We start from the raw sequence: 22,339 nt of genomic DNA on the forward strand, positions 1-22,339 counted from the left end.
CGAGGGGTGACCGTCATGTCGCGGTCATGGGACCGAACCGAGCCAGCGATGCCGGCAGCGTCGGCGCATCGCGTCAGCGCGGAGGGCTCAGTGTGCAGGGCTCGGCGCGCAGGACTCAGTGTGCCTGACCGAGCGCGCACGGCGTCAGCGCTGGCGGCGTCGTCGGGATGCGAGCCATGCCATTCCGGCCATGGCCAGCCAGCCCGAGAGACCAGTGGCGCTGGTGCCTGCGCCCGCGGCCAGCTGGCATCCACCATCGTCATTCGAGCTTCCGCCGGCGCCGCTCGTCGGATTGCCCGGCTGACCGCCTGCGCCTCCTTGACCGGTGCCGCCCACGCCCTCGTCACCGCCTCCGCCACCGGCGCCACCAGCGCCACCCGTACCTGGCAGGGAGTCGACACAGACGTCGCCGTGGCAGAAGGCGCTCTCGCACTCGTCGCCAATGGCGCATGTCGAGCCGAGGATCCCCTGGCCGAAGGGATGAATCTCGACGCTGCTCAGGCCATCGTCGAACAGGCCGCCGGACTTGCCGCCTGCGAGGAGCAGCCCGGCCCCGGGAACCAGGACGGCACGGTGATTGAGGCGGGGGACGTTGAGCGGGGACAGCTCGGTCCAGGTATCGGTGCTGGCGTCGTACGCTTCGACGGAGTCGACGCCCTGGCTGTTGTAGCCGCCTGCCACGACGGCGCGTCCGCTTGGGAGCAGGGTGATGGTGTGATTGGCACGCGCGGTGTGCATGGGGGTGGTCTGCGTCCAGGTGCCGGCCGCGGGATCGTAGAGTTCCGCGCTGTCCGTCCCGGTACCGAAGTCTCCGCCGGTGACGAGCACGCGCCCGTCCCCGAGCAGGACCGCGCTGTGCCCCAGGCGCGCGAGGTGCATCGGAGCGGTCGCCGTCCAGGTGCGGGTCACCGGGTCAAAGAGCGCGGCGTCGGCGAGGGTCACCTGTTGCTCGCCATCCATGCTGCTGTAGTCCCAGCGCCACCCGCCGGCCATCAGCACCCTGCCGTCGGCGAGGCGCGTGGCGGTCGCGTTGTTCCAGCCGTTCGGGAGCGGGGCCGTGTGGAGCAGGGCGTTGGTCTGTGGGTCGTAGACCGAGAAGCTGAGGTTTTCGTCGAAGTCGAAGAACCCTCCAGCGACGAGCACAGTGCCGTCCTCGAGCAGGGTCGCGGTCCCGCCGGTGAAGATCATGAAGGTTGTGGCCGACCAGGCGTCGGCTGCGGGATCGTAGATCTGCGCCACGTCGTCGACGTTGCCGGAGACGAGCACGCGGCCGTCGGTCAGGAGCACGGCCTCGTGACCAGAGAAGGGGTACGGGAGCGAAGCGCGTGGGGTCCAGGTGTCGGTCGTCGGGTCGAAGGTCTCCGTAGTGTCGAGCCAGTCGAAGGTGTCCGTGCGCAGTCCGCCGACCACGAAGGGGGTGCCGTCCTGCAGGAGCGTCATGGTGTGCAGCGTCCGCGGTGCGGACAGCGGGGCGACCTCGCTCCAGAGATCGGTGGGCCCGCTCCCCTGGGCGCTGCGGGCCTCCTGGGTGAGCGCATGGCGGGCCGAGGCGCCCTCGTCACCGCAGCCTGCGGACGTGAGCACGAGCAGGCAGAGCGCAGCCGGGATGTGACCAGGAGAGGCGAGCTGCTGCAGAAGGGAACGTGTCTTCACGGGAGGCTCCTGTGAGTCAGGGAAAGGATGGGGCAACAAGACGAATGGAAGGTAGATGACGCCCTGAGGTGCTGGGCTGTCCAGTCCTGGAGGAGGATCGGGTGACCGTGAGGGGCAGGAGGGCGGCGAGGGGGGCTCGGCGGCAGGATGCCGAGCGTGGGGAAAGGCTCGGCTCAGCTCAGGGCACGCCAATGCTTGGCCTGGCGCCTTCCGCTTGCTCGGAGGCAGGCCACGCCGGGGAGGTACTCGTCGCCCGGAAGCGGTGTTCGCTCAGCCCGCGGCGTTCGCTCAGTCCGCGGTGTTCGCTCAGTCAGGATTGGATCTCGCTGTACGGGCACTGCGCCTGGAGTTCCTCGATGTTGCAGTCTGCGGGTGGCCTGCAGTCGTAGGACTGTTCGCACTCGGTACTCTGCGCGCAGCCACAGCCGCAGGAGTTGTCGAAGGACTCGGTGTTCTCGGGGCAGGTATAATCAATCTGCTCGCACTGCTCGGAGCTCTCGCTCGCATAGTCACGCCACCACTCGGACTCTGGGTAGCACTCGCAGCCAATCGTCGTGCACATGACGCGGCCATTCGTGTCGCACCAGCAGGTGTTGCAGCTGTCCTTCGCCGAGAAGCGGTCCCCCTGGGTGTACGTTTGACCCTCGTACTCGCAAACGCTCACGCAGGTCGGGACGGAGCAGACCGTCTCGCCCTGGGCCGTGCAGGTGCAGCTGCCCGTGCATCCGTCACCCGTACTCGCTGCAGGGAATTCGTCTCCGACCTCGTAGGTGGTGCCGTCGTAGGTACACGTCGCGCCACCGTCGTCGCTGACGACGATACACCCCGTCAGGGCGGCAGGCGCCGCGACGGCCATGGCGAGCAGGCTGCTGCGAAGGAACGAGAAGCTGAGAGCGTTCATGGCCGGTCTCCTGGGTCGGTGGGCCACCGTGGGTCGATTCGAGAGGGGCCACATCCGCAGTGCGGCCCCGATGGGTGGATGCTCACGCAATGCTTGTGCCATCTTGGAAGCCCGGTCGTCCGTGCCAGGTTCTCTGGACGGCTCGGCGCAGTGCTCGCCGGAGGTCAGGGAGATGGGCTGGTTGCTTCTGGTGTAGCCCGAGCGAAGCTCATGCCCAGTGACGCCTACCCCGTGGACTTCGCGAAGGATCTCGACGAGGCGATGACACATGTCAGCGGCATCGTTGGCGCGCATCGGCACACCATGGCGCAAGCCATGATCCGACGATGTCCAGGCGTCGAGCGGCGATGGCTCGGTCCAGGTGGTGCTGGCGATGTTCAGGAGGGGGTGGGCTCAGCGCACGCGCATGCCTGGCTTGGCGCCCGAGTCAGGGGAGAGGACGAAGGCGGTGTTGTCATCGCCCGCGGCGAGCACCATGCCCTCGCTCGTCCCGAACTTCATCTTCCGAGGGGCGAGGTTGGCGCAGATGACCACGAGGCGGCCGATCATGTCCTCGGGCTTGTAGTACGCCTTGATGCCCGCGAAGACGGTGCGCTCGACGCCACCACCCAGCGACACGCGGAGTCGGAGCAGCTTCTTGGCGCCCTCGACGCCCTCGGCAGAGACGATCCTCGCGACGCGCAGGTCCACTTTGCCGAAATCATCGATGGAACACTCGGGCGCGATGGGCTCGGCCTGGAGGGCGGCGCCGTCGTCGACCGGGGCTGCAGCGGCGGCGGGAGCCGAGGTGCTCGCGGCCGTCGCCTGGGCCTCGGCCGCGTGGGCGGCGGAGGTTTCGTCGAGCATCTTCTTGGCCGCATCCAGCTCGACGCGCTTCATGAGGTGCTGGTAAGGGGCGACCGGGGTGCCGACGAGCGGCTCCTTGGCGAGTTCCCAGCGATCCATGGTGCAGTTCAAGAGGCGGGCGGAGTCGCTCGCGAGCTTGGGGAGCACGGGGGCCAGGTAGATCGCGATCTGGCGGTAGAGGTTCAAGGCGATGGTGCAAGCGGCCTGCACCTCGGCCTCCTTGCCGGGCTGCTTGGCGAGGGCCCAGGGCTGCGCCTTGTCGATGAACTCGTTGGCGCGATCGGCGAGGCCGACGATGGTGCGCACGGCGCGCGCAAAGTCGAACGCGGCGTAGGCCGCCCCGATCTCGTCACCCGCCGCGACGCCTGCCGCGAACAGGCCGCCGTCGTCCGGGTAGGAGGGGGCGAGGCCCGTCTTCTGGACGAAGCGCGAGGAGCGGCTCGCGAGGTTGACGATCTTGTTCACCAGTTCGGCGTTCACCCGCTGGACGAACTCCTCGATGTTGAGGTCGATGTCCTCGACCTTCGGTCCGAGCCGGCTCGCGTAGTAGTAGCGGAGGGCGGCCGGATCGAGGTGGTTCAGGTAGGTCGAGGCCATGATGAAGGTGCCCTTGCTCTTGGACATCTTCTCGCCATTCACGGTGAGGAAGCCGTGGACCTGGACACGCGAGGGCAGGGAGAAGCCCGCCGTCTTGAGCATCGTCGGCCAGAAGAGGGTGTGGAAGTAGACGATGTCCTTGCCGATGACGTGGACGATCTCGGCATCCTCGGAGCGCCACCAGGCGTCGAGCGACTCGCCCTGCTGGGCACACCACTCGCTGGTGGAGGCGATGTAGCCCGTGGGGGCGTCGAACCACACGTACCAGTACTGGCCAGGCTCGTCGGGGATCTCGAAGCCGAAGTACGGGGCAGCGCGGGAGACGTCCCAGTCGCGCAGCGGCTCGGAGAGGAAGTGGCCGGCGAGGTAGTTGGCGATCTCGCGCTGCATGCGGCCCTCGCTCTGCGTCCACTCGGACAGGAAGGCGTGCTCGGACTCGATGGCGACGAACAGGTGAGGGGCGCTGCGCATCTCGGGGGTGGCGCCGGAGAGGGTGCTCACCGGGGAGATGAGCTCGCTCGGGGCGTAGGTGGCGCCGCACTTGTCGCAGCTGTCTCCGTACTGATCCGGGGACTTGCAGTGCGGGCAGGTTCCCTTGACGAAGCGATCGGCGAGGAAGACGCCTTCCTTCGGGTCGAAGAGCTGGGTCACGTCCTTGCGGGCGACCATGCCGGCGCTCTTCAGCGCGGCCCAGATCTCGTTGCAGTAGGCCTGGTTGGTCGGTGAGTTGGTGCTCCCGTAGTGATCGAACTCGATCTGGAAGTTCGCGAAATCCCGCTGGTGCGCGGCGCTCATCTCCTCGATGACCTCGACCTCGCTGCGGCCTTCCCGCCGGGCGCGCATCATGATCGACGTGCCATGGGTGTCGTCGGCACAGATGTAGATCGCGCGTCGGCCGACCATTCTCGAGTAGCGGACGAAGATGTCCGTCTGGGTGTACTCGACGAGGTGGCCGAGGTGGATGTGACCGTTGGCGTAGGGGAGTGCGCTGGTGACGAGCAGGCGTCTCATGATCGCCGCCGACTCTGCACCAAATGGGGGGACGGCGCCATGGGGCGGCCGTCGGGCTGGGCGGTGTCGACCTCCGGACCGCCGGGTGTACCCCGCTCGGTGACGCGGCCCGGTGAACCCCTTGCGACCCTGCGTGGTCCCGCGGACGTGCGGGGCACGGCAGGCTTGCCGCCAGGATCGAGCGCCCGTAACAATCGGGATCATGCTCCCTTCCCTGCGTCCACGCCTGCATTCCCGCCTGCACACAGGCATCGCCGCCGCCCTCGTTGCCGCCCTCGGGGGCTGCGGGAGCGAGGATCCCCCCGTCGACGAGCCCGGGCCGGTCTACCCCGAGGCAGCCGTCGAGATCGCGGTGGATGAGATGGGGATCTCGCACGTGTACGCGCAGAGCGACACGGACGCCCTCTTCGGTGCCGGCTATGCGATGGCGCGGGATCGGCTGTTCCACATGGAGCTGTTCCGGCGGCGTGCGCTCGGGACGAGCGCCGAGCTGTTCGGTGAGCCCGCGGTGAAGGGGGACGTCGGGGCGCGCGCGTTCGGGTTCGGGCGCCTGGGCGAGGCCGACTATGCGCGGTCCAAGGCCGATCGTCCGGACGACGCAAAGCTCGTGGAGGCGTGGGTGGCAGGGGTGAACCGGCGCATCGAGGAGATCGAGTCCGGGGCCGCGCCGAGGCCTTACGGGCTGCGCGCGACGGAGCTCGACTTCGTGCCGGCGCGGTGGACGCCCGCGCACACGCTGGCGATCGGGAAGGTGCTCTCGTTCGGCATGTCCAGCACGCTGGAGTACGAGCTGCTCGCGACGCTGGTCACCCGCCTCGCGCCGAACGCGGTGACGGATCTGTCGTTCATGCTGCCGTCGAAGGACGTGTACATCATGGGTGACATGAAGCCCACGTCGGGCTCCATCCCCTCGCCGGTGCTCCCGCCGCGGCTCGACGTCCCCGCTGGCACCTCGTTCGACTTCAAGCCCCTCTTCGGGCCCTTCGCGTCCAACAACTGGGCAGTGGACGGGGCACACACGGCGAACGGCAAGCCGCTGCTCGCCGGGGATCCTCACCAGACGCTCACCAGCCCCAGTCGGTTCTGGCCGGTCCACATCAGCAGCGCGGCGGGAGGCGGAGCGTTCGACGTGATCGGCTTCTCGTTCGTCGGCATCCCCGGGGTGCAGCTCGGCCACAACGCGCACATCGGCTGGACGACGACGACCAACTTCGCCGACGTGTCGGACATCTGGGAGGTGAAGCTGGATCCGACCTGCGACGCGGAGCAGGTCTCGATTGGCGGCGAGATGCGCGCGGTCCAGTCCCGAAAAGAGACGATCGTCATCAAGGGGGATGCGGGGAACACCACGAGGGAAGTGACGATCCGCAGTGTGCCGGGGGTCGGCGTCTTCCTGCCCGACGAGATCTTGCCCGCGCCGCGCGGGTTCATCGCCGATGGTTGTCTGCTGTTCGGCTGGACGGGCTTCGAGCCCACCCTGGAGCTCTCGTCGTACCTCAGCATGGACCGCGCGAAGAACCTCGACGAGTTCCAGGCGGCGGTGGACGTACTGGAGGTGGGCGCCGCGAACTTCATCGCCGCGCACCCGGAGGGGATCACCTACCACGTGAGCGCGCGGGTGCCGGATCGCGGAGATCCTTCGAGCCGGCCGATGCCGTGGCGGGTGGTCTCCGCGGACGATCCGGAGAACCTCTGGAGCCGCGGGGATCTGCCTCCGTCGAAGATGCCTCGCTGGCGTGCTCCGGCGCGTGGGTACCTCGCGACGGCGAACAACGATCCGTTCGGGTTCACCGCCGACGGCACCGTGGAGAACGATCCGTACTACTACGGCACGTTCTACGCGAACGGCTTCCGGGCGAGCCGGATCGAGTCGATGATCCAGGCGCAGCTCGCCGGCAACGGGAAGATGACCGTGGAGGTGATGAAGGAGATCCAGCTCGACGTGCAGTGGGAGCTGGCCGACGTGACGCTGCCGGTCCTCGAGGACGCGCTGGCGCAGATCGGGACCGATCCGGCCTTTGCGGCGTACGAGGGGAACGCGGATCTCCCGAAGCTCGGCGAGCAGCTCAGGAGCTGGGACGGCCGGCTCGCGCGCGATCAGGCCGGCGCGGTGGTCTTCAATGCGCTGAGCTGGTTCGCCGCGAAGCGGGCCTTCTCGAACGACAAGGCTTACCCGTCGCTGCTCTTCAACGCCGTGCAGGAGTTCAAGCCGAGCGTCTTCATGGGAGCGCTCTACAACCTCCTGGAGGGGCGCTTCCCGAGCTCACCTGCGACCGAGCGCGATCCGCGGCTCTTGCTCCTCGACGCGCTCGTCGACACGTCGGCCTGGATCACCCAGCGGTTTGGCTCACTGGACGCGAGCTACACCTGGGGTGACGTCCACGTCGCCGTCTTCCCCACGGAGTATGGTGGCGAGCTGGAGGTGACGCCGTTCGGTGTCGAGGGTGGAGACGATACGGTGAACGTCTCGCCCGCGCCCTTCTTCCAGGGGGAGCAGGTGCGGGAGCACTTTGGCGCGATCCAGGGCTCGCTCTACCGGATGGTCCTCGGCTTCGGCGACGACAACGTGCCCGAGGCCGTGGTGAACTTCGCGCGAGGGAGCCGCGAAGATCCAGAGAGCCCGCACTTCTCCGATCAGGACGCGAACTGGGTGGCCGGCGACTACGCGAAGCTCCTCTTCAAGCGGGACGAGGTGCTGGCGAACGCCGCGGAGCAGCAGACGCTCGACCCCGTGAAGCGCTGAGAGCGGGCCGGGAGACTTCGGGAGGCGGCCTCGCGCCGCCTCGCCTCCTCTCCTTTTTCACCTTGAAGAGGTCAAAGGCGTCCGCGCGCTGCATCCAGGCGCAGGCGCCAGACTTCGACGACGGCTTCCGCGAAAATCTTGCGGCTCATCTTGGAACGGCCAGCGCGCCGGTCGACGAACACGATCGGGACCTCGACCACACGCAGGCCCCGGCGCAGGGCGCGGTAGGTGGTCTCGATCTGGAAGGAATAGCCGTTGGAGCGGACGCGCTCGAGGTCGATGGCCTGGAGGGCGCGGCGGGTGAACGCCTTGTAGCCCGTGGTGAGGTCGCGCGTGGGCACCCCGAGGATCGTGCGCGCATAGAGGGAGCCTCCCTTGGAGAGGATGTGGCGGCCGGGTCCCCAGCCTTCGACGCCGCCGCCCGGCAGGTTGCGGGAGCCGAGGACGACATCGGCGCCCTGGGCGATGGCTTCGAGGAAGTGGGGCAGGTAGCGCGGGTCGTGTGAGAGATCCGCGTCCATCTCGAAGGCCACGTCGTAGCCCTCGGAGAGCGCGTGACGAAACCCGTCGAGGTAGGCCGTGCCCAGTCCGAGCTTGGCTGGACGATGGAGAGCCCGGACCCGTGGATCGCGGGCGGCCAGCGCGTCGGCGAGCGCGCCCGTGCCGTCGGGTGAGGCGTCGTCGACGACGAGCACGTGGGCACTCGGCACGGCCGCGAGCACCGACTGGGTCAGCTCGGCCAGGTTGTCCCGCTCGTTGTACGTAGGGGTGATGATGAGGATCCGGGGCGGCATCAGCGATCCCGACGGCCCGGCGGCTCTAGCAAATTGCGATCAGGAGCGGAAGCCTCCGCCGGACTGCGGCGCCCTTGCGGACGTTGGATCCGACGGTTAACGTTGTCGGACACGCATGGCCAGCCTTCCGGGGCTGACCCCGACGGTGTCTCCGTTGCCTTGCGCCACGGTGCCGCTGTTCGGTCGCGAGGCGTAACCCCCGCAGCAACTGATCATCACTCCACGGAGAGCTTCGATGGCGAGCCCGAATGTTCATGAGTTCACCGACGAAAACTTCGAGCAAGAGGTGCTGAAGAGCCCCATTCCCGTGCTGGTGGACTTCACCGCCACGTGGTGCGGCCCCTGCAAGCAGCTGGCGCCGATCGTCGACAAGATCGCCGACGACTTCAAAGGCAAGGTCAAGGTCGGCAAGCTCGACATCGACGATGCGCCCACGACCACGGCCAAGTACAAGGTGAAGAGCGTCCCGACGATCATCGTCTTCGAGGGCGGCACCCAGAAGGCGCTGCAGTCGGGGCTGACGACGCGCGACAAGCTCGTGCAGCTCCTCGGCGTCTGAGCCTACGCGCTGGACGGTTCGAGCAAGCGGGGCCCCCCTCCCACCCCGCCGGACCGCCTGCTGCGTCGGGCTCTCCGCCGCGTCTGCCACTTCCGTCACATCCGTTCCCTCCCTGCCACGACAGCGTCCCTTCCGCTCCCCGCGCTTGACCGAGGCGCGGGCCGTGAGTACATCCGCGCGCGGACCCTACAACCCCCCAGGAGTGCGCGATGGCGACGAAGATCGCAATCAACGGATTTGGACGGATCGGGCGCTGCATCGTCCGGGCGCTGTTCGAGCGCAACGTCAAGGATCTGGAGGTGGTCGCGATCAACGACCTCACCGACCCGAAGACCCTCGCGCACCTCTTCAAGTACGACTCCATTCACCGCGAGTTCAAGGCGGCGACGGTGTCGAGCGGCGACAAGCACCTCCAGATCGGTGACCAGCGCATCGAGGTGCTCGCCCTGAAGGATCCGGCCGAGCTGCCGTGGAAGGCGATGGGTGTGGACCTCGTGCTGGAATGCACGGGCCTGTTCACCGACAAGGCGAAGGCCTCGGCGCACCTCACCGCCGGCGCGCGGCGGGTGATCATCAGCGCCCCCGCCAAGAACCACGACGTCACGGTGGTGATGGGCGTGAACGAGGGGGAGTACGACGCCTCGAAGCACACCGTGATCTCGTGCGGCTCCTGCACGACGAACTGTCTCGCCCCGGTGGCCAAGGTGATGCTCGACAACTTCGGCGTGGTTCACGGGCTCATGACGACCGTGCACTCGTACACGAACGATCAGAACATCCTCGACGTGCCGCACCGCAAGGGCGACCTGCGCCGGGCGCGCGCGGCGGCGACGAACATGATCCCGACCAGCTCCGGCGCCGCCAAGGCGCTGAGCGAGGTGATTCCCTCGCTGAAGGGCAAGTTCGACGGGCAGGCGATCCGCGTGCCGACCTACGACGTCTCGGTGGTGGATCTGACCATCCAGACCGAGCGCCCGGTGACCAAGGACGCAATCCACGCGGCGATGAAGGCGGCGGCCGAGGGGCCGATGAAGGGCGTGCTCAAGTACACCGAGGAGCAGCTCGTCTCCGGCGACTACATCGGCGCGCCCGAGTCGAGCGTGTTCGACGCGACGCTGACGCAGGTGCTCGGTGATCGCTTCGCCAAGATCTTCTCCTGGTACGACAACGAGTGGGGCTTCTCGAACCGGATGATCGATCTCGCCAGCCTCGTGGCGTCGAAGGGCTGAGGAGGGCACTTTGAAGCTCACTGGCATCCGGTCGATCGAAGAATTGCTCGAGGCGCCCGAGACCGCGGCGAAGGCGGATCCGCGCGCGGGGGTGGGGGCCGGAGCCGGTAAGGCCGAGGCGCGCCCCGGCGCTGGCGCGGTCGGTGGGCTCGCTGGAAAGCGGGTCTTCATCCGTGTCGATTTCAACGTCCCGTTCGACAAGAAGACGGGAGAAATCACCGACGACGCGCGCATCCGCGAGGCAATCCCGACCATCAAGCTCGCCATGGAAGCGGGGGCGAAGGTGGTGCTCGCGTCGCATCTCGGCCGGCCGAAGCCGGGCAAGCGCGATCTGAGCCTGGTGCCGGTGGGCGGGCGGCTCGCAGAGCTGACCGGCTACGAGGTGCACGTGCCCGAAGAGCTGGTGGGCGATGCGCCGAAGAAGGTGATCTACGACCTGCGCCCCGGCCAGCTCTGCCTCCTGGAGAACCTCCGCTTCGACGAGGGGGAGGAGAAGGACGACGAGAACTTCGCCAAGCAGCTCGCGGAGCTCGCGGACGTGTACGTGAACGACGCGTTCGGGGCCGTGCACCGCGCCCACGCTTCGGTCCATGCACTGCCGCGGCTGATGCGGGAGCGTGCCGCGGGCCTGCTTCTACTGAAGGAGCTGCGCGCGCTGGGGCGGCTCACGACGCGGCCCGAGAAGCCGTATGTCGCGGTGCTCGGCGGGGCGAAGGTCTCGGACAAGATCGACGTCGTGGAGGCGCTGCTCGGCGTGGTGGACACGCTGTGCATCGGCGGCGCGATGGCCAACACGTTCCTCGCCGCGCAGGGCAAGGACACGAAGAAGAGCCGGATCGAGGAGGACAAGCTGCCCCTCGCGCGCACCATCCTGAGCAAGGCGGAGAACCGGGGCGTGCAGATCCTGCTGCCGACCGACGTGATCGTGGCGACGAGCCTCGACGCCGAGGCGGGCTCGGCGGTAGCTGCCGACGCCATTCCGGATGGAGCGATGGCGCTCGACATCGGGCCGAAGACGGTGGCGCTGTTCGGTGAGCCCATCCGGAAGGCGAAGACGATCTTCTGGAACGGCCCGATGGGCCTCTTCGAGACGCCCGCGTTCTCCAAGGGCACGTTCGAGCTGGCCCGGATCATGAGCAAGGCATCGGGCTTCACGGTGGTGGGAGGCGGCGACAGCGCCTCGGCGGTGAAACTCGCCGGCGAGGAGGTCGCCAAGGGCTTCAAGCACATCTCGACGGGCGGTGGCGCTTCGCTGGAGCTGATCGAAGGGCGAAAGCTCCCTGGGGTCGAGGCACTCCGTTCGGCGGAGGGCGTCGAGTGAACTCCGCAAGGCGCCCGCTCATCGCGGGGAACTGGAAGATGAACGCCGGGGGCCAGGAGGCGATGCCGCTCGCGGCCGCCGTGGCCAGGGCCGCGAAAGAGTTCTCGAAAGTCGAGGTTGTCGTGGCGCCGCCCTACACGGCGCTCGCCGCGGCTGCCCACGAGCTGTTCGGTGAGAACAAGAGCGACGTGGGGCTCGCTGCGCAGAACATGCACCCCGAGACCTCGGGGGCCTTCACGGGCGAGATCTCGGCAGGGATGCTCAAGGAGTCGGGCGCGAGCCTGGTGATCCTGGGGCACAGCGAGCGTCGTCAGCTCTTCGGCGAGACGGACGAGCTGGTGGCGCGTAAGGTCGGGTCCGCGATCGCGGCTGAGCTGCGGCCCATCGTCTGCGTGGGCGAGACACTCGAGGAGCGCGAGGCGGGCAAGACGCTGGAAGTCGTGGAGCGCCAGGTGCGCGCGTTCCTCGACGAGCTGGCCAAGCAGCCCGGGTTCGGGGTCATCGCTTACGAACCGGTCTGGGCCATCGGGACAGGTCGGGTGGCGAGCCCGGAGGATGCGCAGAAGGTCCACGCGAACATCCGGGGGCTGCTCGCCAGCGCCTCGATCGAGCTGGCGTCCGTGACCCGGATTCTTTACGGCGGCAGTGTGAAAGCGGACAATGCCGAGGGCCTGCTGAGCCAGCCCGACATCGACGGGGCGCTGGTCGGTGGGGCCTCGCTGGATGCCGCCGGGTTCAGGAAAATCATCGAAGCTGCTCACCGGGTAGCGGAGCGCGAAGAAGAAGAGTAGATCGGCAACCCTGGGTCGGCCGTCTCCGAGAGGCCCGGCTCGACCTCCGTCCCGCCGTCGTCAAGGACGCCATGCTTCAGACGTTCCTCCACATCGTCCACGTATTCGTCTGCCTGTTCCTGATCCTGGTCGTGCTGTTGCAGCAGGGGAAGGGCGGCGGCATGGGCTCGGCGTTCGGCGGGGCGTCCGCCCAGGTCTTCGGTGGTCGGGGTGCGGGGAACTTCCTCACGCGCCTGACGGCCATCTGTGCCGCCGTGTTCATGGCGACGAGCATGTCGCTCGCGTACCTGTCGTCGGCAGGCGATCGCGAGCTGCGCGAAATCGAGAACCGCCAGGATCAGTAGGTCCGGAGTGCCTCCCGCCTCGACGCCGCGAGGCGCGTGGCGCTGGGAGGTCTCGCTCGTCCTCCTGGTGAAGCTCGCCGCTTCGGCGGTCGCGCTTGGTCTCGGCTTTCGCGCCATCAGCGACGACGACTTCGCGCGGGTGGTCCTGGCGCAAGCGTGGGCTCAGGAACCCCGGATGGACCCGACCGGGACGAGCTGGCTCCCCGCACCGTTCTGGCTGAGCGGGGTCCTTCTCCGCTCGTTTGGGGGAAGCCTGGACGTCGCTCGGGTGGCCGCGCTGCTCCTGGGGCTGGGATCGGCGGTGCTGATCTACCTGGCGGCCCGGTGGATCACGGAAGGGCAGGGAACCCGTGGGCGAGGGGCGCTCGCTGGGGCGCTGGTGGCCGCCGTGTTCCCGTGGAGTGCGCGTCTCGGGGTGGCCACGGTACCCGAGCTTCCGGTCGCCGCCCTGTCGCTCCTCGCGCTCGCCGCGCTCACGACCTCGTCCCCTGATCGACGGCTGTGGGGAGCCGTGGCGCTGCTCTGGGCCACGCTGTCGCGGTACGAACCATGGCCGCTCGCCGGGGCGTTTGCGTTCCTGTCGTTGCTGAGGGCAGCGCGGCTCGGACCGCCGGCGGCCGGTCGGGTGAAGCTGGTGGTTGCGGCAGGCATCGCCCTCGCCGGTCCAGCCGCATGGATCGCCTGGAACCACGTCGCCCACGGTGACGCCCTCCAGTTCCTCGCGCGGGTGGCGGCCTACCGACAGGCTCTCGGTGGCGGAAGTGGGGGGGGGACGCTGGGTCGGCTGCTCGCCTATCCCGGAGCGATGCTCCGCGAAGAGCCAGAGCTGGTGCTGGCACCCCTGGCGTTGTGGTTGGCGTTGCGTGGGGCATCGGGCATGGCGCTGGCCAGCGTGGTGCGACCCTACCTGCTGCCCGCAGGGCTGGCAGCGTTCCAGATCGCGGCGCTGTCGGCGGCGATGGTGCGTGACGGGGCGCCGACCCATCACCCCGAGCGAGCGACCCTGGTGGGGCTGCTGGTGCTCGCGCTCGTCGTGGGGGACGTCGGTGCGAGGCTGGTCTTCTCCGGGGCGCCCGGACTGCGGCGCCGAGCAGGGATCGCAGCGGTGGGGTTGCTGCTCGTGGGGGGGCTGTTCGTGCGGCGCTACTTCCGGCTGGAGCACTTCAATCCGCGCACGGACGAGGTGGCGATCGGGCAGGCTGCCGCCGCCTGGGTGCCAGAAGGGCAGCGGGTGCTGCTGGAGGTGGTCGACTACGGCTACTTTGCAGTGCTGGCGGGGCTGGCACGTCCGGGGGAGGTGGTGCTCGATCGGTCGATTGATCCTCGCGACCCACCGGTCGCGTCGAGCTTCCTGGAGCCAGAAGGGCTGCGCATGCGGGTGAAGGCGACCGGAGCGGGGTTCTTCATCGCGCGAGCCACGGAGGCGCTGGAGAAGGTCGCCGGAGCACCCGCGGTGCGCCAGGGAGCCTGGGGGCTGTGGGCATCCTCGGCCCTGGGTTCCCCGCAGGTGTTCGGCGGGGAGAGTGGGCCATGAGGGGCCAGGACCGAGACTTCTTCGTGCACGAGTCGGCGGTCGTGGACGAGCCGGCGACGATCGGGGAGGGGACGCGGATCTGGCACTTTTGTCATGTCGCAGCAGGCGCAAGGATCGGTCGCGGCTGTGTGCTCGGGCAGAACGTGTTCGTCGCCGGAGGCGCCGTCCTGGGGAATGGCGTGCGGGTGCAGAACAACGTGTCCATCTACGACGGCATCGTCGTGGAAGACGACGTGTTCCTCGGCCCTTCGGTGGTGCTCACCAACGTGATCAACCCGCGCGCCGCGGTCGATCGGCGTGCTTCCTATGAGATCACGCGCATCCGTCGTGGTGCGACGGTGGGGGCCAACGCGACCGTCGTCTGCGGCGTCGTCATCGGACGTCATGCCTTCATCGGGGCTGGCGCCGTCGTGACGCACGACGTCCCCGATTACGCGTTGATGATGGGCGTGCCGGCCCGGCGCGCGGGCTGGATGAGCCGACATGGCCAGCGGCTGGTCGCTGCAGAAGGTGACCTGCTGCGCTGTCCCGAGAGCGGGCATCGCTATGCGCTGCTCGGGGAGAACCTGCGCTGCCTCGATCTCGCCGAGGATGCGCCCCTGGTCGATGAGGAGGGGAGGCGTGTCACGGGCGCGTGGCCTTACCGGCCTGGAACAGAGAACGCAGGAAAGCCAGGTGAGGGATGAAGGAGATCCCCTTCTTCGATCGCACCCGGATCGACGCTCCGCTCGAACGGGAGCTGACCGAGGTGTTCCAGCGGGTGCTCCGTTCGGGCCGCTACATCCTGGGCCGAGAGGTGGACGCCTTCGAGGCCGAGTGCGCGTCGTTTCTCGGAGTTCCTCACGTGGTCGGGGTCTCCTCGGGGACCGATGCCTTGATCGTCGCGCTGCTCGCGCTGGGGATCGGTCCGGGAGACGAGGTGATCTGCCCCGCGTTCACGTTCGCCGCTACCGCACTGGCGGTTGCACGCGTCGGGGCGCGGCTCGTGTTCGCAGATGTTCTCCCGGGCTCCCTCGTGCTCGATCCGGCGTCGGTTGCGGGCGTGATCTCGCCCCGCACACGAGCGATCCTGCCCGTCCATCTCTTCGGTCGCTGTGCTCCGATGGATGTGCTGCGCGCGCTCGCGGCACCCCGCGGAATTGCCTTGATCGAGGACGCCGCGCAGGCGTTTGGTGCCGATCTCGGCGGCGCTCGCGCCGGGACGCTGGGGGACGTGGGGTGCTTCTCGCTGTTTCCCACCAAGAACCTTGGAGGCTTTGGCGACGGCGGGCTCGTCACCACGGCCGATCCGGCCTTCGCCGCGAAGGCGAGGACCCTGCGTGCCCAGGGCGCACGCCACAAGTACCGGCACGAGCTGATCGGTGGCAATTTTCGCCTCGATGCGCTCCAGGCTGCCCTCGTGCGCAAGGTGCTCCCGACGCTGGAAGATCGCCTCGCCCTGAGGCGTACCTGCGCCGCGCGTTACGACGAACTCCTCGGTGATTCAGAGCGACCGCTGTCGCTGCCCGAGCGAGCACCAGGACACACGTACAACCAGTACGTCGTCCGGGTGGGTGATGGGCTCCGCGACTCCCTGCGCACCTTTCTCGGAGCGCACGGCATCGGAACGGAGGTGTACTACCCACTTCCCCTTCACCTCCAGCCTTGCTTCTCCAGCCTGGGGGCAGGAGAGGGGAGCCTCCCCGTCTCCGAGACGGCCTGCCACGAGACGCTCGCGCTGCCCGTATTCCCTGGGCTCTCCGCGAGCGAGATCGAGCACGTTGCCGCGATGGTCGACGCCTTCCCCGGCTGGCCTGCGCGCTGAACTCCTGCTGCTCCTGGGACGAGTGCACGACCGCAGATCGTGATGCGGAGGGATGCCGCACGGCTGGTGTAGGCCGGCGGTGCCGCTCACCAGCGGAGAGGACGCGGTCGAGATGGAAGGAGCACAAAAGAGTTGACCCGATCCGGTGCTGGCCACCAGATGCGCGAGGGGGCAGGCGATGACGCATGCTGGCATCTCGGATCGGCGCACTTTCCTCGCGGCTGCGCTCCTGATTCCGGGCTCATCCATGCTCTCCGGATGTCGGGGTGAGGCGAGCGACGCCTCGGGAAACCCCGAACCGTTGCCGGATGTTTCGCTGCCTCCTCCAGCAGTCGACGGTGCAGAAGAAGGGCGTCGCCATGCAGGTGCCAGGCTCACCTACTATGCCGAGTCCGTAGGGGTAGGCGCTGCCATCGATCGAGCACTCTGCGCACGGTTCACGGCGGACACGGGCATCCGCGTCAACGTCGTCCCTCGACCCCGCGACGCCACGGAGACCTATGCCGGATACCAGCGGCTGTTCCAGGCGCACTCCGCGGATGTCGACGTGGTGACCCTCGACGTCATCTGGCCTGGCGCCTTCGCGTCCCACCTGCTGGATCTCGCCCCCGCCCTGGGAGCTGTCGCTGCTGAGCACCTGGAGGCCATCACCCACAACAACACCGTTCGAGGCCGGCTCGTGGCCATGCCCTGGTTCACCGACTTCGGCATGCTCTACTACAGGACCGATCTGCTCGAGAAATACGGGTACGCGGCCCCGCCGACCACGTGGGACGAACTGGAGCAGATGGCGCTGCGCATCCAGGCCGGCGAGCGTACCTCGTCGCGGATGTTCAACGGCTTCGTGTGGCAAGGCAAAGCGTACGAGGGGCTCACCTGCAACGCCCTGGAGTGGATCGTCTCGCATGGTGGTGGCCATCTGCTCGAGAACCACGCGCCAACGATCAACAACCCGCACGCCGCCCGCGCGCTCACCCGTGCGCGCTCCTGGATCCGTGCGATCTCTCCAGCTGGCGTCACCGCCTACGAAGAGGAGGACGCACGTAACGTATTCCAGGGGGGAAACGCCGCGTTCCTGCGCAGCTGGCCCTACGTCTACGCAGCAGCCAGCGCGGAAGGATCTCGCATCCAGGGGCGCTTTGACGTCGCCCCCTTGCCTCACGAGCCTGGCCAGCAGAGCGCCTCCACGGCAGGCGGATGGCAGATCGCCATCTCGAAGTACACCCGGAACGAGGAGGCATCCCTCTCGCTGCTTCGCTACATGGTCAGTCCCGGTGTGCAGCGTTTTCGCGCGCTCGCTGGGGGCTACATCCCGACCCTCTCGGCGGTGCAGCGCGCCCCCGAGGTGGCTCGAAAGCTCCCGTTCCTGGCGCGACTGACGGGAATGACGCTGGTGGCCCGGCCGTCGAGCGATGCGGGGCCGCGTTACAACGAGATCTCCATCGCGTTCTACCAGGGCGTGAGCAAGGCCCTGCACGGCACGGAGCCTGACGAGGCCTTGCGTCAAATCGAGCAGCGGATGCGGCGAGCACTGCGCTGAGGGAGGGGGAATGAGCGCCATCGAGAGCACGGAGCAGCACGGCATGACGGGAGCCCTCTCGCGCCGCCGCGCCCGCTGGGCCTGGGTCTTCCTCTCCCCCGCCCTCGTCGTGATCGCCTTCGTCGCCCTGTACCCGCTCGCACGCACCTTCTGGTTGAGCCTCACCGATACCCGCCTCGGCAGCGAAGACCCCCCTCGCTTCATCGGGTTTCGCAATTACGCGGATCTGCTCCAGGACGGCTTCTTTCTCGACGCGATGCTGCTGACGATCCTGTTCACCGTCATCACCGTGACGCTGGAGCTCGTCCTCGGTCTCGCCGTCGCCTTGCTGGTGAACTCGCGTTTCAAAGGCCGCTCCGCAGTGCGTGCCGCGATGCTCGTCCCGTGGGCGATCCCCACCGCGATCTCGGCACAGATGTGGAAGTGGATGTACAACGATGTCTACGGCGTCTTCAACGAGGTGCTCGTCAACCGCCTCGCTGTCATCTCCGAGCCACTCGCCTTCATCGCGGACGAGACGACATCGCTGCCAGCCGTGATCTTGGTCGACGTCTGGAAGGCGACGCCGTTCATGGCGCTTCTCCTTCTTGCAGGTCTCCAGCTCATCCCGCCTGATCTCTACGAAGCTGCACGCATCGACGGAGCGACCCGCCTCCAGATTTTCACCCGGATCACGCTCCCCTTGCTGAAGCCTGCCCTGCTCGTCGCCCTCATCTTTCGTACGCTCGATGCGCTGCGCGTCTTCGACGTCTTCTTCGTGATGTTCGGGAGCCGCCCCGACATGCAGACGATGGCCACCTATGCTCAGGAGATCCTGGTGAGCATCTCGGACGTTGGCTACGGGTCGGCGCTTTCGATGGCGATCTTCCTGGTGATTGCCGTCTTCATCGGGCTCTACGTCATCGCGTTTCGCCGGGAGAACACCTGATGCTTTCCACGCTGTTGCGTCGAGTGGGGCTTGGTGTGCTCGTCGCAGCGTTTCTGCTCTTCACGGTGTTCCCGTTCTTCTGGGCGTTTCTCTCGTCCATCAAGCCGAGCGAAGAGCTCTTTGCCACCCCGCTCCGCTTCTGGCCTGAGCGACCCACCGTGGAGAACTACCGACTGGTCCTTGGGAATGGAGACTTCCTGCGCGCGGCGCTGAACAGCGTCGTCGTCGCCCTCTCGGTGACGGCCCTCTCCATCGCTGTGGGAGCCCTGGCGGCCTTCTCCCTCTGCAGGTTCCGCTTCAGGGGACGGAGTGTCGTCCTCTACGCCGTGCTGGCCATGACGCTCTTTCCCCAGATCGCCGTGCTGGGCGCCTTGTTTCAGCTCGTCAACCTGCTGGGACTTTTCAACCAGCTACCAGCGCTCACGCTCACGTACCTGATCTTCACGCTGCCCTTCACGGTCTGGGTCCTGACCAGCTTTCTCGAAGCCATCCCGGTGGAGGTGGAGGAAGCCGCGTACATGGATGGGGCGACGCCGTTCCAGGTCTTCACCCGGATCATGCTGCCTCTCTCGACACCGGGGATGGTGACCACTGGCTTGCTTTCCTTCATCGCTGCATGGAACGAGCTGCTCTTCGCGCTCTCGTTCACGCAGACCCCCGACAAGCGCACCGTCACCTATGCGATCCTGTCCTTCTCGGCGACCACCAGCTCGGCGTACGAGATCCCCTGGGGCCAGATGATGGCTGCCTCGGTGCTCGTGACGGCACCGCTGCTGGCGCTGGCCTTGGGGTTCCAGCGCCGCATCCTTGCGGGGCTCACGGCGGGGGCCGTGAAGGGATGAGCTGAAGGGCTGGGAGGGGAGCGCGACCGATGCGCCGATGACCCGCGCGACTACCGCGTCTTGCGCGGATCAACGGCCTGAGGGTGCTCATTGTAGTAAGCGTCCAGGCTCTCTCGTGTGATCTCCACCTCGAGCACGCCGTCCTTCTCGATGCGCGCCTGGCAGCCCAGCCGGCTGTTCGCGCGCACGTCGAAGGCCTTGTCCATGATGTCTTCTTCGTCTTCTTCGGCCTCGCTCAGCAGCTCGCGCCCCTTGAGCACGTAGACGTGGCAGGTGGAACACCCGCACACCCCTCCACAGGCATCGCCCTCGGGCGCTTCCACCTGCTTCGCCGCGCCGAGGACCGACGTTCCCACCGGCACCTCGACGTCCCAGGTGCGCCCATGCGCGTTGAATCGCACCGTTGCCATCATCCACCTCCGCCGGCATTCGCTCGGTGCTCTGCCACGTGCTGATCCACGCCCTTGGCTTGCGACACCTCGGTCTCCAGCTCCTCCACCTGACGGCCGGCGATCGCACGCGCCACTGCGCGGTCCATCCGCCGCCCTGCCCACCCATGGGTCGCCTCGTCCAGCGCCTCGATCCGGTGCTGCACAACCCCAGCCCGGGTGCCCTTCAAGGCTGCGGCCAGGGCGTTCATGGCCTCCTCGATCTGTGCGCGCTCGTCGCCTTCGAGCAGATCGGCGTCGACGGCCAGCGCCTTCTGCGTGGCCAGGAGGACGCGCTCCGCCTCGACGCGCGCCTCGACGAGCCGCCGTCGCTCCAGATCTTCCTCCCCGTGGTCCAGTGCGGCGAGCAGCATCTCCTCCACCTGCTCGTCACTCAGCCCGTAGCTCGGCTTGACCTCGACCTTCTGCTCCACGCCGGTGGTCAGCTCCTTCGCCGTCACGCTGAGGAGCCCATCGGCGTCGACCCGGAACGTCACCTCGAGGCGCGCCATCCCGGCAGGCATCGGCGGGATGCCCTTCAAGGTGAAGCGGGCCAGGGAGCGACAGTCCGCGGCCATCTCGCGCTCCCCTTGCACGATGTGCAGATCGAAGCCCGTCTGGTTGTCCGCGTACGTGGTGAAGGTCTGCCGCGCTCCGGTGGGAATCGTCGTGTTCCTCGGCAGAATCTTCTCCGCCACGCCACCCATCGTCTCCAGCCCGAGCGACAGCGGCAGCACATCGAGGAGCAGCACCTCGTCGGCACGGTCCTGCGATCCCGCGAGCAGATCCGCCTGGATCGCCGCGCCCAGCGCGACGACCTCGTCGGGATCGATGTCCCCCAGGGGGTCCCGCCCGAACAGCTTCGCGACGTACGAACGCACGTACGGAACCCGCGTCGAGCCTCCGACCAGGATCACGCCCGTCAGCTCTTCCGCCTTCACCCCGGCATCTCGCAGCGCGCGCCGGCACGCCACGCCCGTCTTCTCGACGATCGGCCCGACGAGCGCGTCGAACTCCGCGCGTGTCACCGTGATCATCCGCGTCGCGTCGGTGGTGCCAGCCACCGGAATCTCCACCTCGATCGAGGTTCCCTCGGTCAAGCGATGCTTCACCTCGCGCGCCAGATCGAGCGCCAGCCGCACCACCTCGGGCTGTGTGGCCCCCTCGGCGCCCATCTCCTGGAGTAGCCGGCCGGCGAGTGCCCGGTCCATGTCGTCGCCGCCCAGCGCGCTGTCGCCGCCCGTGGACTTCACCTGGAAGACGCCGTCGTCCAGGAGCAATACCGTGATGTCGAACGTTCCCCCGCCCAGATCGTAGACGGCGAACAGGCCGTTCTGCTGCTTGTCCAGCCCGTAAGCCAGGGCTGCCGCCGTCGGCTCGTTCAGGAGCCGCAGCACCTCCAGCCCCGCGAGGCGCCCTGCGTCCTTGGTCGCCTGCCGCTGCGCGTCGTCGAAGTAGGCCGGCACGGTGATCACGGCCGGCCCCACCGAACGCAGCTCCCGCTCTGCCGACGTCCGCAGCTCCTTCAGGATCTCCGCCGACACCTCCAGTGGCGTCACCACCCGGTCCCGCACCTGGAACCGGACGCTCTTGGCCTCTTCGGGCGTGCTCGGCGTCGCGAACTCGTACGGGCCCAGCCGCCGGGTCTCAGGATCATCCGCGCCGCGCCCCATGAAGCGCTTCACGCTCACGATCGTCTCGCGCGGGTGTGCCTGAGCCATCCGCTTCGCGGGCGCACCCACCAGCGTGCCGCCTCGCGCGTCGTAGTGGACCACCGACGGGACCAGCCGGTCTCCATTGCAGTCGTCGATCACGAGTGGCTTGCCGTCGCGCACCCGGGCGACGAGCGAGTTCGTCGTTCCCAGGTCGATGCCGATCGGCGTGGGCCGAGCTTTGGGGTCGAAGATGTCGATCAGGGTCATGGCAGAGCGTCCGTCAGGTCTTCCTCGATCGCGCTCACCTCGTCGAGGAACCGTCGAAAGTATTTCAGCTCCGAGAGGCGGGGCAGCGCCTTCTCGATGCTCGTCCTGTCACCCGCGCTGCCGTCGAGCACGGTACCCAGCGCTGCGAGTGACGCCTCCTCCCGCGCCCGCACCTGCGTCCCGAGAGCCTCCACCCGCGCGCGGTCCTTGCGACGGGCGGCCTCGGACAGCTCTTCGCGAAGCTCCATCACCTCCATCAGGAACGCCGGGTCGGCCTTGGGCATCGCGTCTTCCCGCAGCTCGACGCCGGAACGCGCCATGAGCGCTTCGGCCCGCCGGATCGGATCCCGCACCACGCGCCAGGCTTCGTTCACCTCGATCGCGCGCCCCAGCGACAAGCGCCGCTCCGCAGCGGGCGCACCGGCATAGCGGTCGGGGTGCAAGGCGCGGCTGAGCTCGCGGTGACGCTGCTCCACCGCGCGGAGATCGAGGGTGAACCTGGGCTCCACGCCCAGGATGGCGAACGGATCCTTCATGGCGCGCTGACCTTCG

General features: G+C 68.0%; 19 protein-coding genes. 12 read left to right on the forward strand and 7 right to left on the reverse strand.

Features of this window, described 5'->3' with window-relative positions:
- Nucleotides 1-144 precede the first annotated feature (144 nt).
- The 3 genes from CMC5_RS08100 to metG all read right to left on the reverse strand — a co-directional run bounded on the left by CMC5_RS08100 (nucleotide 145) and on the right by metG (nucleotide 5,011).
- Nucleotides 145-1,653: a Kelch repeat-containing protein gene (locus tag CMC5_RS08100; RefSeq protein WP_050429857.1), complete on the reverse strand. Its 1,509-nt coding sequence runs from the start codon at nucleotides 1,651-1,653 to the stop codon at nucleotides 145-147.
- 310 nt (nucleotides 1,654-1,963) lie between these two features.
- Nucleotides 1,964-2,554 (reverse strand): hypothetical protein, encoded by a 591-nt coding sequence (locus tag CMC5_RS08105; protein WP_050429858.1) that lies wholly within the window; start codon nucleotides 2,552-2,554, stop codon nucleotides 1,964-1,966.
- Nucleotides 2,555-2,947: 393 nt separating this feature from the next.
- Nucleotides 2,948-5,011 carry a methionine--tRNA ligase gene (gene metG, locus CMC5_RS08110; protein WP_050435780.1) on the reverse strand — a complete coding sequence of 688 codons (2,064 nt, stop codon included), beginning with the start codon at nucleotides 5,009-5,011 and terminating at the stop codon, nucleotides 2,948-2,950.
- A gap of 199 nt (nucleotides 5,012-5,210) precedes the next feature.
- Here metG and CMC5_RS08115 point away from each other — a divergent pair, with 199 nt between their 5' ends.
- Complete coding sequence (locus CMC5_RS08115) at nucleotides 5,211-7,751, forward strand: penicillin acylase family protein (RefSeq protein WP_050429859.1); 2,541 nt, start codon at nucleotides 5,211-5,213, stop codon at nucleotides 7,749-7,751.
- A 71-nt stretch (nucleotides 7,752-7,822) separates the two neighbouring features.
- On the opposite strand, the gene CMC5_RS08120 is transcribed toward CMC5_RS08115, so the two are convergent.
- The gene (locus CMC5_RS08120) at nucleotides 7,823-8,545 is read right to left on the reverse strand and encodes a polyprenol monophosphomannose synthase (protein WP_050429860.1); all 723 of its coding nucleotides are present in this window, start codon (nucleotides 8,543-8,545) and stop codon (nucleotides 7,823-7,825) included.
- Between the two features lie 235 nt (nucleotides 8,546-8,780).
- Here CMC5_RS08120 and trxA point away from each other — a divergent pair, with 235 nt between their 5' ends.
- The 11 genes from trxA to CMC5_RS08175 all read left to right on the forward strand — a co-directional run bounded on the left by trxA (nucleotide 8,781) and on the right by CMC5_RS08175 (nucleotide 19,437).
- A complete protein-coding gene (trxA, locus tag CMC5_RS08125; protein WP_050429861.1) occupies nucleotides 8,781-9,104 on the forward strand; it encodes a thioredoxin in 324 nt (107 codons plus the stop codon).
- A 209-nt stretch (nucleotides 9,105-9,313) separates the two neighbouring features.
- Nucleotides 9,314-10,333 (forward strand): type I glyceraldehyde-3-phosphate dehydrogenase, encoded by a 1,020-nt coding sequence (gene gap, locus CMC5_RS08130; RefSeq protein WP_050429862.1) that lies wholly within the window; start codon nucleotides 9,314-9,316, stop codon nucleotides 10,331-10,333.
- A gap of 91 nt (nucleotides 10,334-10,424) precedes the next feature.
- Nucleotides 10,425-11,654, forward strand: a complete 1,230-nt coding sequence (locus CMC5_RS08135; protein WP_050435781.1) for a phosphoglycerate kinase — start codon at nucleotides 10,425-10,427, stop codon at nucleotides 11,652-11,654.
- Nucleotides 11,651-12,445, forward strand: a complete 795-nt coding sequence (gene tpiA, locus CMC5_RS08140; RefSeq protein ID WP_281180841.1) for a triose-phosphate isomerase — start codon at nucleotides 11,651-11,653, stop codon at nucleotides 12,443-12,445. Before CMC5_RS08135 ends, tpiA begins: the two co-directional genes overlap by 4 nt.
- 71 nt (nucleotides 12,446-12,516) lie before the next feature.
- Nucleotides 12,517-12,789, forward strand: coding sequence for a preprotein translocase subunit SecG (gene secG, locus CMC5_RS08145; protein ID WP_050429863.1), 273 nt, complete (start codon nucleotides 12,517-12,519; stop codon nucleotides 12,787-12,789).
- A 7-nt stretch (nucleotides 12,790-12,796) separates the two neighbouring features.
- Nucleotides 12,797-14,323, forward strand: coding sequence for a hypothetical protein (locus tag CMC5_RS08150; protein WP_050429864.1), 1,527 nt, complete (start codon nucleotides 12,797-12,799; stop codon nucleotides 14,321-14,323).
- A complete protein-coding gene (locus tag CMC5_RS08155; RefSeq protein ID WP_050429865.1) occupies nucleotides 14,320-15,009 on the forward strand; it encodes an acyltransferase in 690 nt (229 codons plus the stop codon). Before CMC5_RS08150 ends, CMC5_RS08155 begins: the two co-directional genes overlap by 4 nt.
- Complete coding sequence (locus CMC5_RS08160) at nucleotides 15,006-16,127, forward strand: DegT/DnrJ/EryC1/StrS family aminotransferase (RefSeq protein ID WP_050429866.1); 1,122 nt, start codon at nucleotides 15,006-15,008, stop codon at nucleotides 16,125-16,127. Before CMC5_RS08155 ends, CMC5_RS08160 begins: the two co-directional genes overlap by 4 nt.
- A 178-nt stretch (nucleotides 16,128-16,305) precedes the next feature.
- Nucleotides 16,306-17,667: an ABC transporter substrate-binding protein gene (locus CMC5_RS08165; RefSeq protein ID WP_245678348.1), complete on the forward strand. Its 1,362-nt coding sequence runs from the start codon at nucleotides 16,306-16,308 to the stop codon at nucleotides 17,665-17,667.
- 10 nt (nucleotides 17,668-17,677) lie between these two features.
- The gene (locus CMC5_RS08170) at nucleotides 17,678-18,595 is read left to right on the forward strand and encodes a carbohydrate ABC transporter permease (protein WP_156338352.1); all 918 of its coding nucleotides are present in this window, start codon (nucleotides 17,678-17,680) and stop codon (nucleotides 18,593-18,595) included.
- Complete coding sequence (locus CMC5_RS08175) at nucleotides 18,595-19,437, forward strand: carbohydrate ABC transporter permease (RefSeq protein ID WP_050429867.1); 843 nt, start codon at nucleotides 18,595-18,597, stop codon at nucleotides 19,435-19,437. The genes CMC5_RS08170 and CMC5_RS08175 overlap by 1 nt, the downstream gene beginning before the upstream one ends.
- A gap of 50 nt (nucleotides 19,438-19,487) precedes the next feature.
- On the opposite strand, the gene CMC5_RS08180 is transcribed toward CMC5_RS08175, so the two are convergent.
- The 3 genes from CMC5_RS08180 to hscB are packed head-to-tail and all read right to left on the reverse strand — an operon-like array spanning nucleotide 19,488 to nucleotide 22,323.
- Nucleotides 19,488-19,847, reverse strand: coding sequence for a 2Fe-2S iron-sulfur cluster-binding protein (locus CMC5_RS08180; RefSeq protein WP_050429868.1), 360 nt, complete (start codon nucleotides 19,845-19,847; stop codon nucleotides 19,488-19,490).
- Nucleotides 19,847-21,787, reverse strand: coding sequence for a Fe-S protein assembly chaperone HscA (hscA, locus tag CMC5_RS08185; protein WP_050429869.1), 1,941 nt, complete (start codon nucleotides 21,785-21,787; stop codon nucleotides 19,847-19,849). The genes CMC5_RS08180 and hscA overlap by 1 nt, the downstream gene beginning before the upstream one ends.
- A complete protein-coding gene (gene hscB / locus CMC5_RS08190; RefSeq protein ID WP_050429870.1) occupies nucleotides 21,784-22,323 on the reverse strand; it encodes a Fe-S protein assembly co-chaperone HscB in 540 nt (179 codons plus the stop codon). The genes hscA and hscB overlap by 4 nt, the downstream gene beginning before the upstream one ends.
- Nucleotides 22,324-22,339: the final 16 nt, after the last annotated feature.

Origin of the sequence: Chondromyces crocatus (assembly GCF_001189295.1) — a bacterium.
GTDB classification, from domain to species: Bacteria; Myxococcota_A; Polyangia; order Polyangiales; family Polyangiaceae; genus Chondromyces; species Chondromyces crocatus.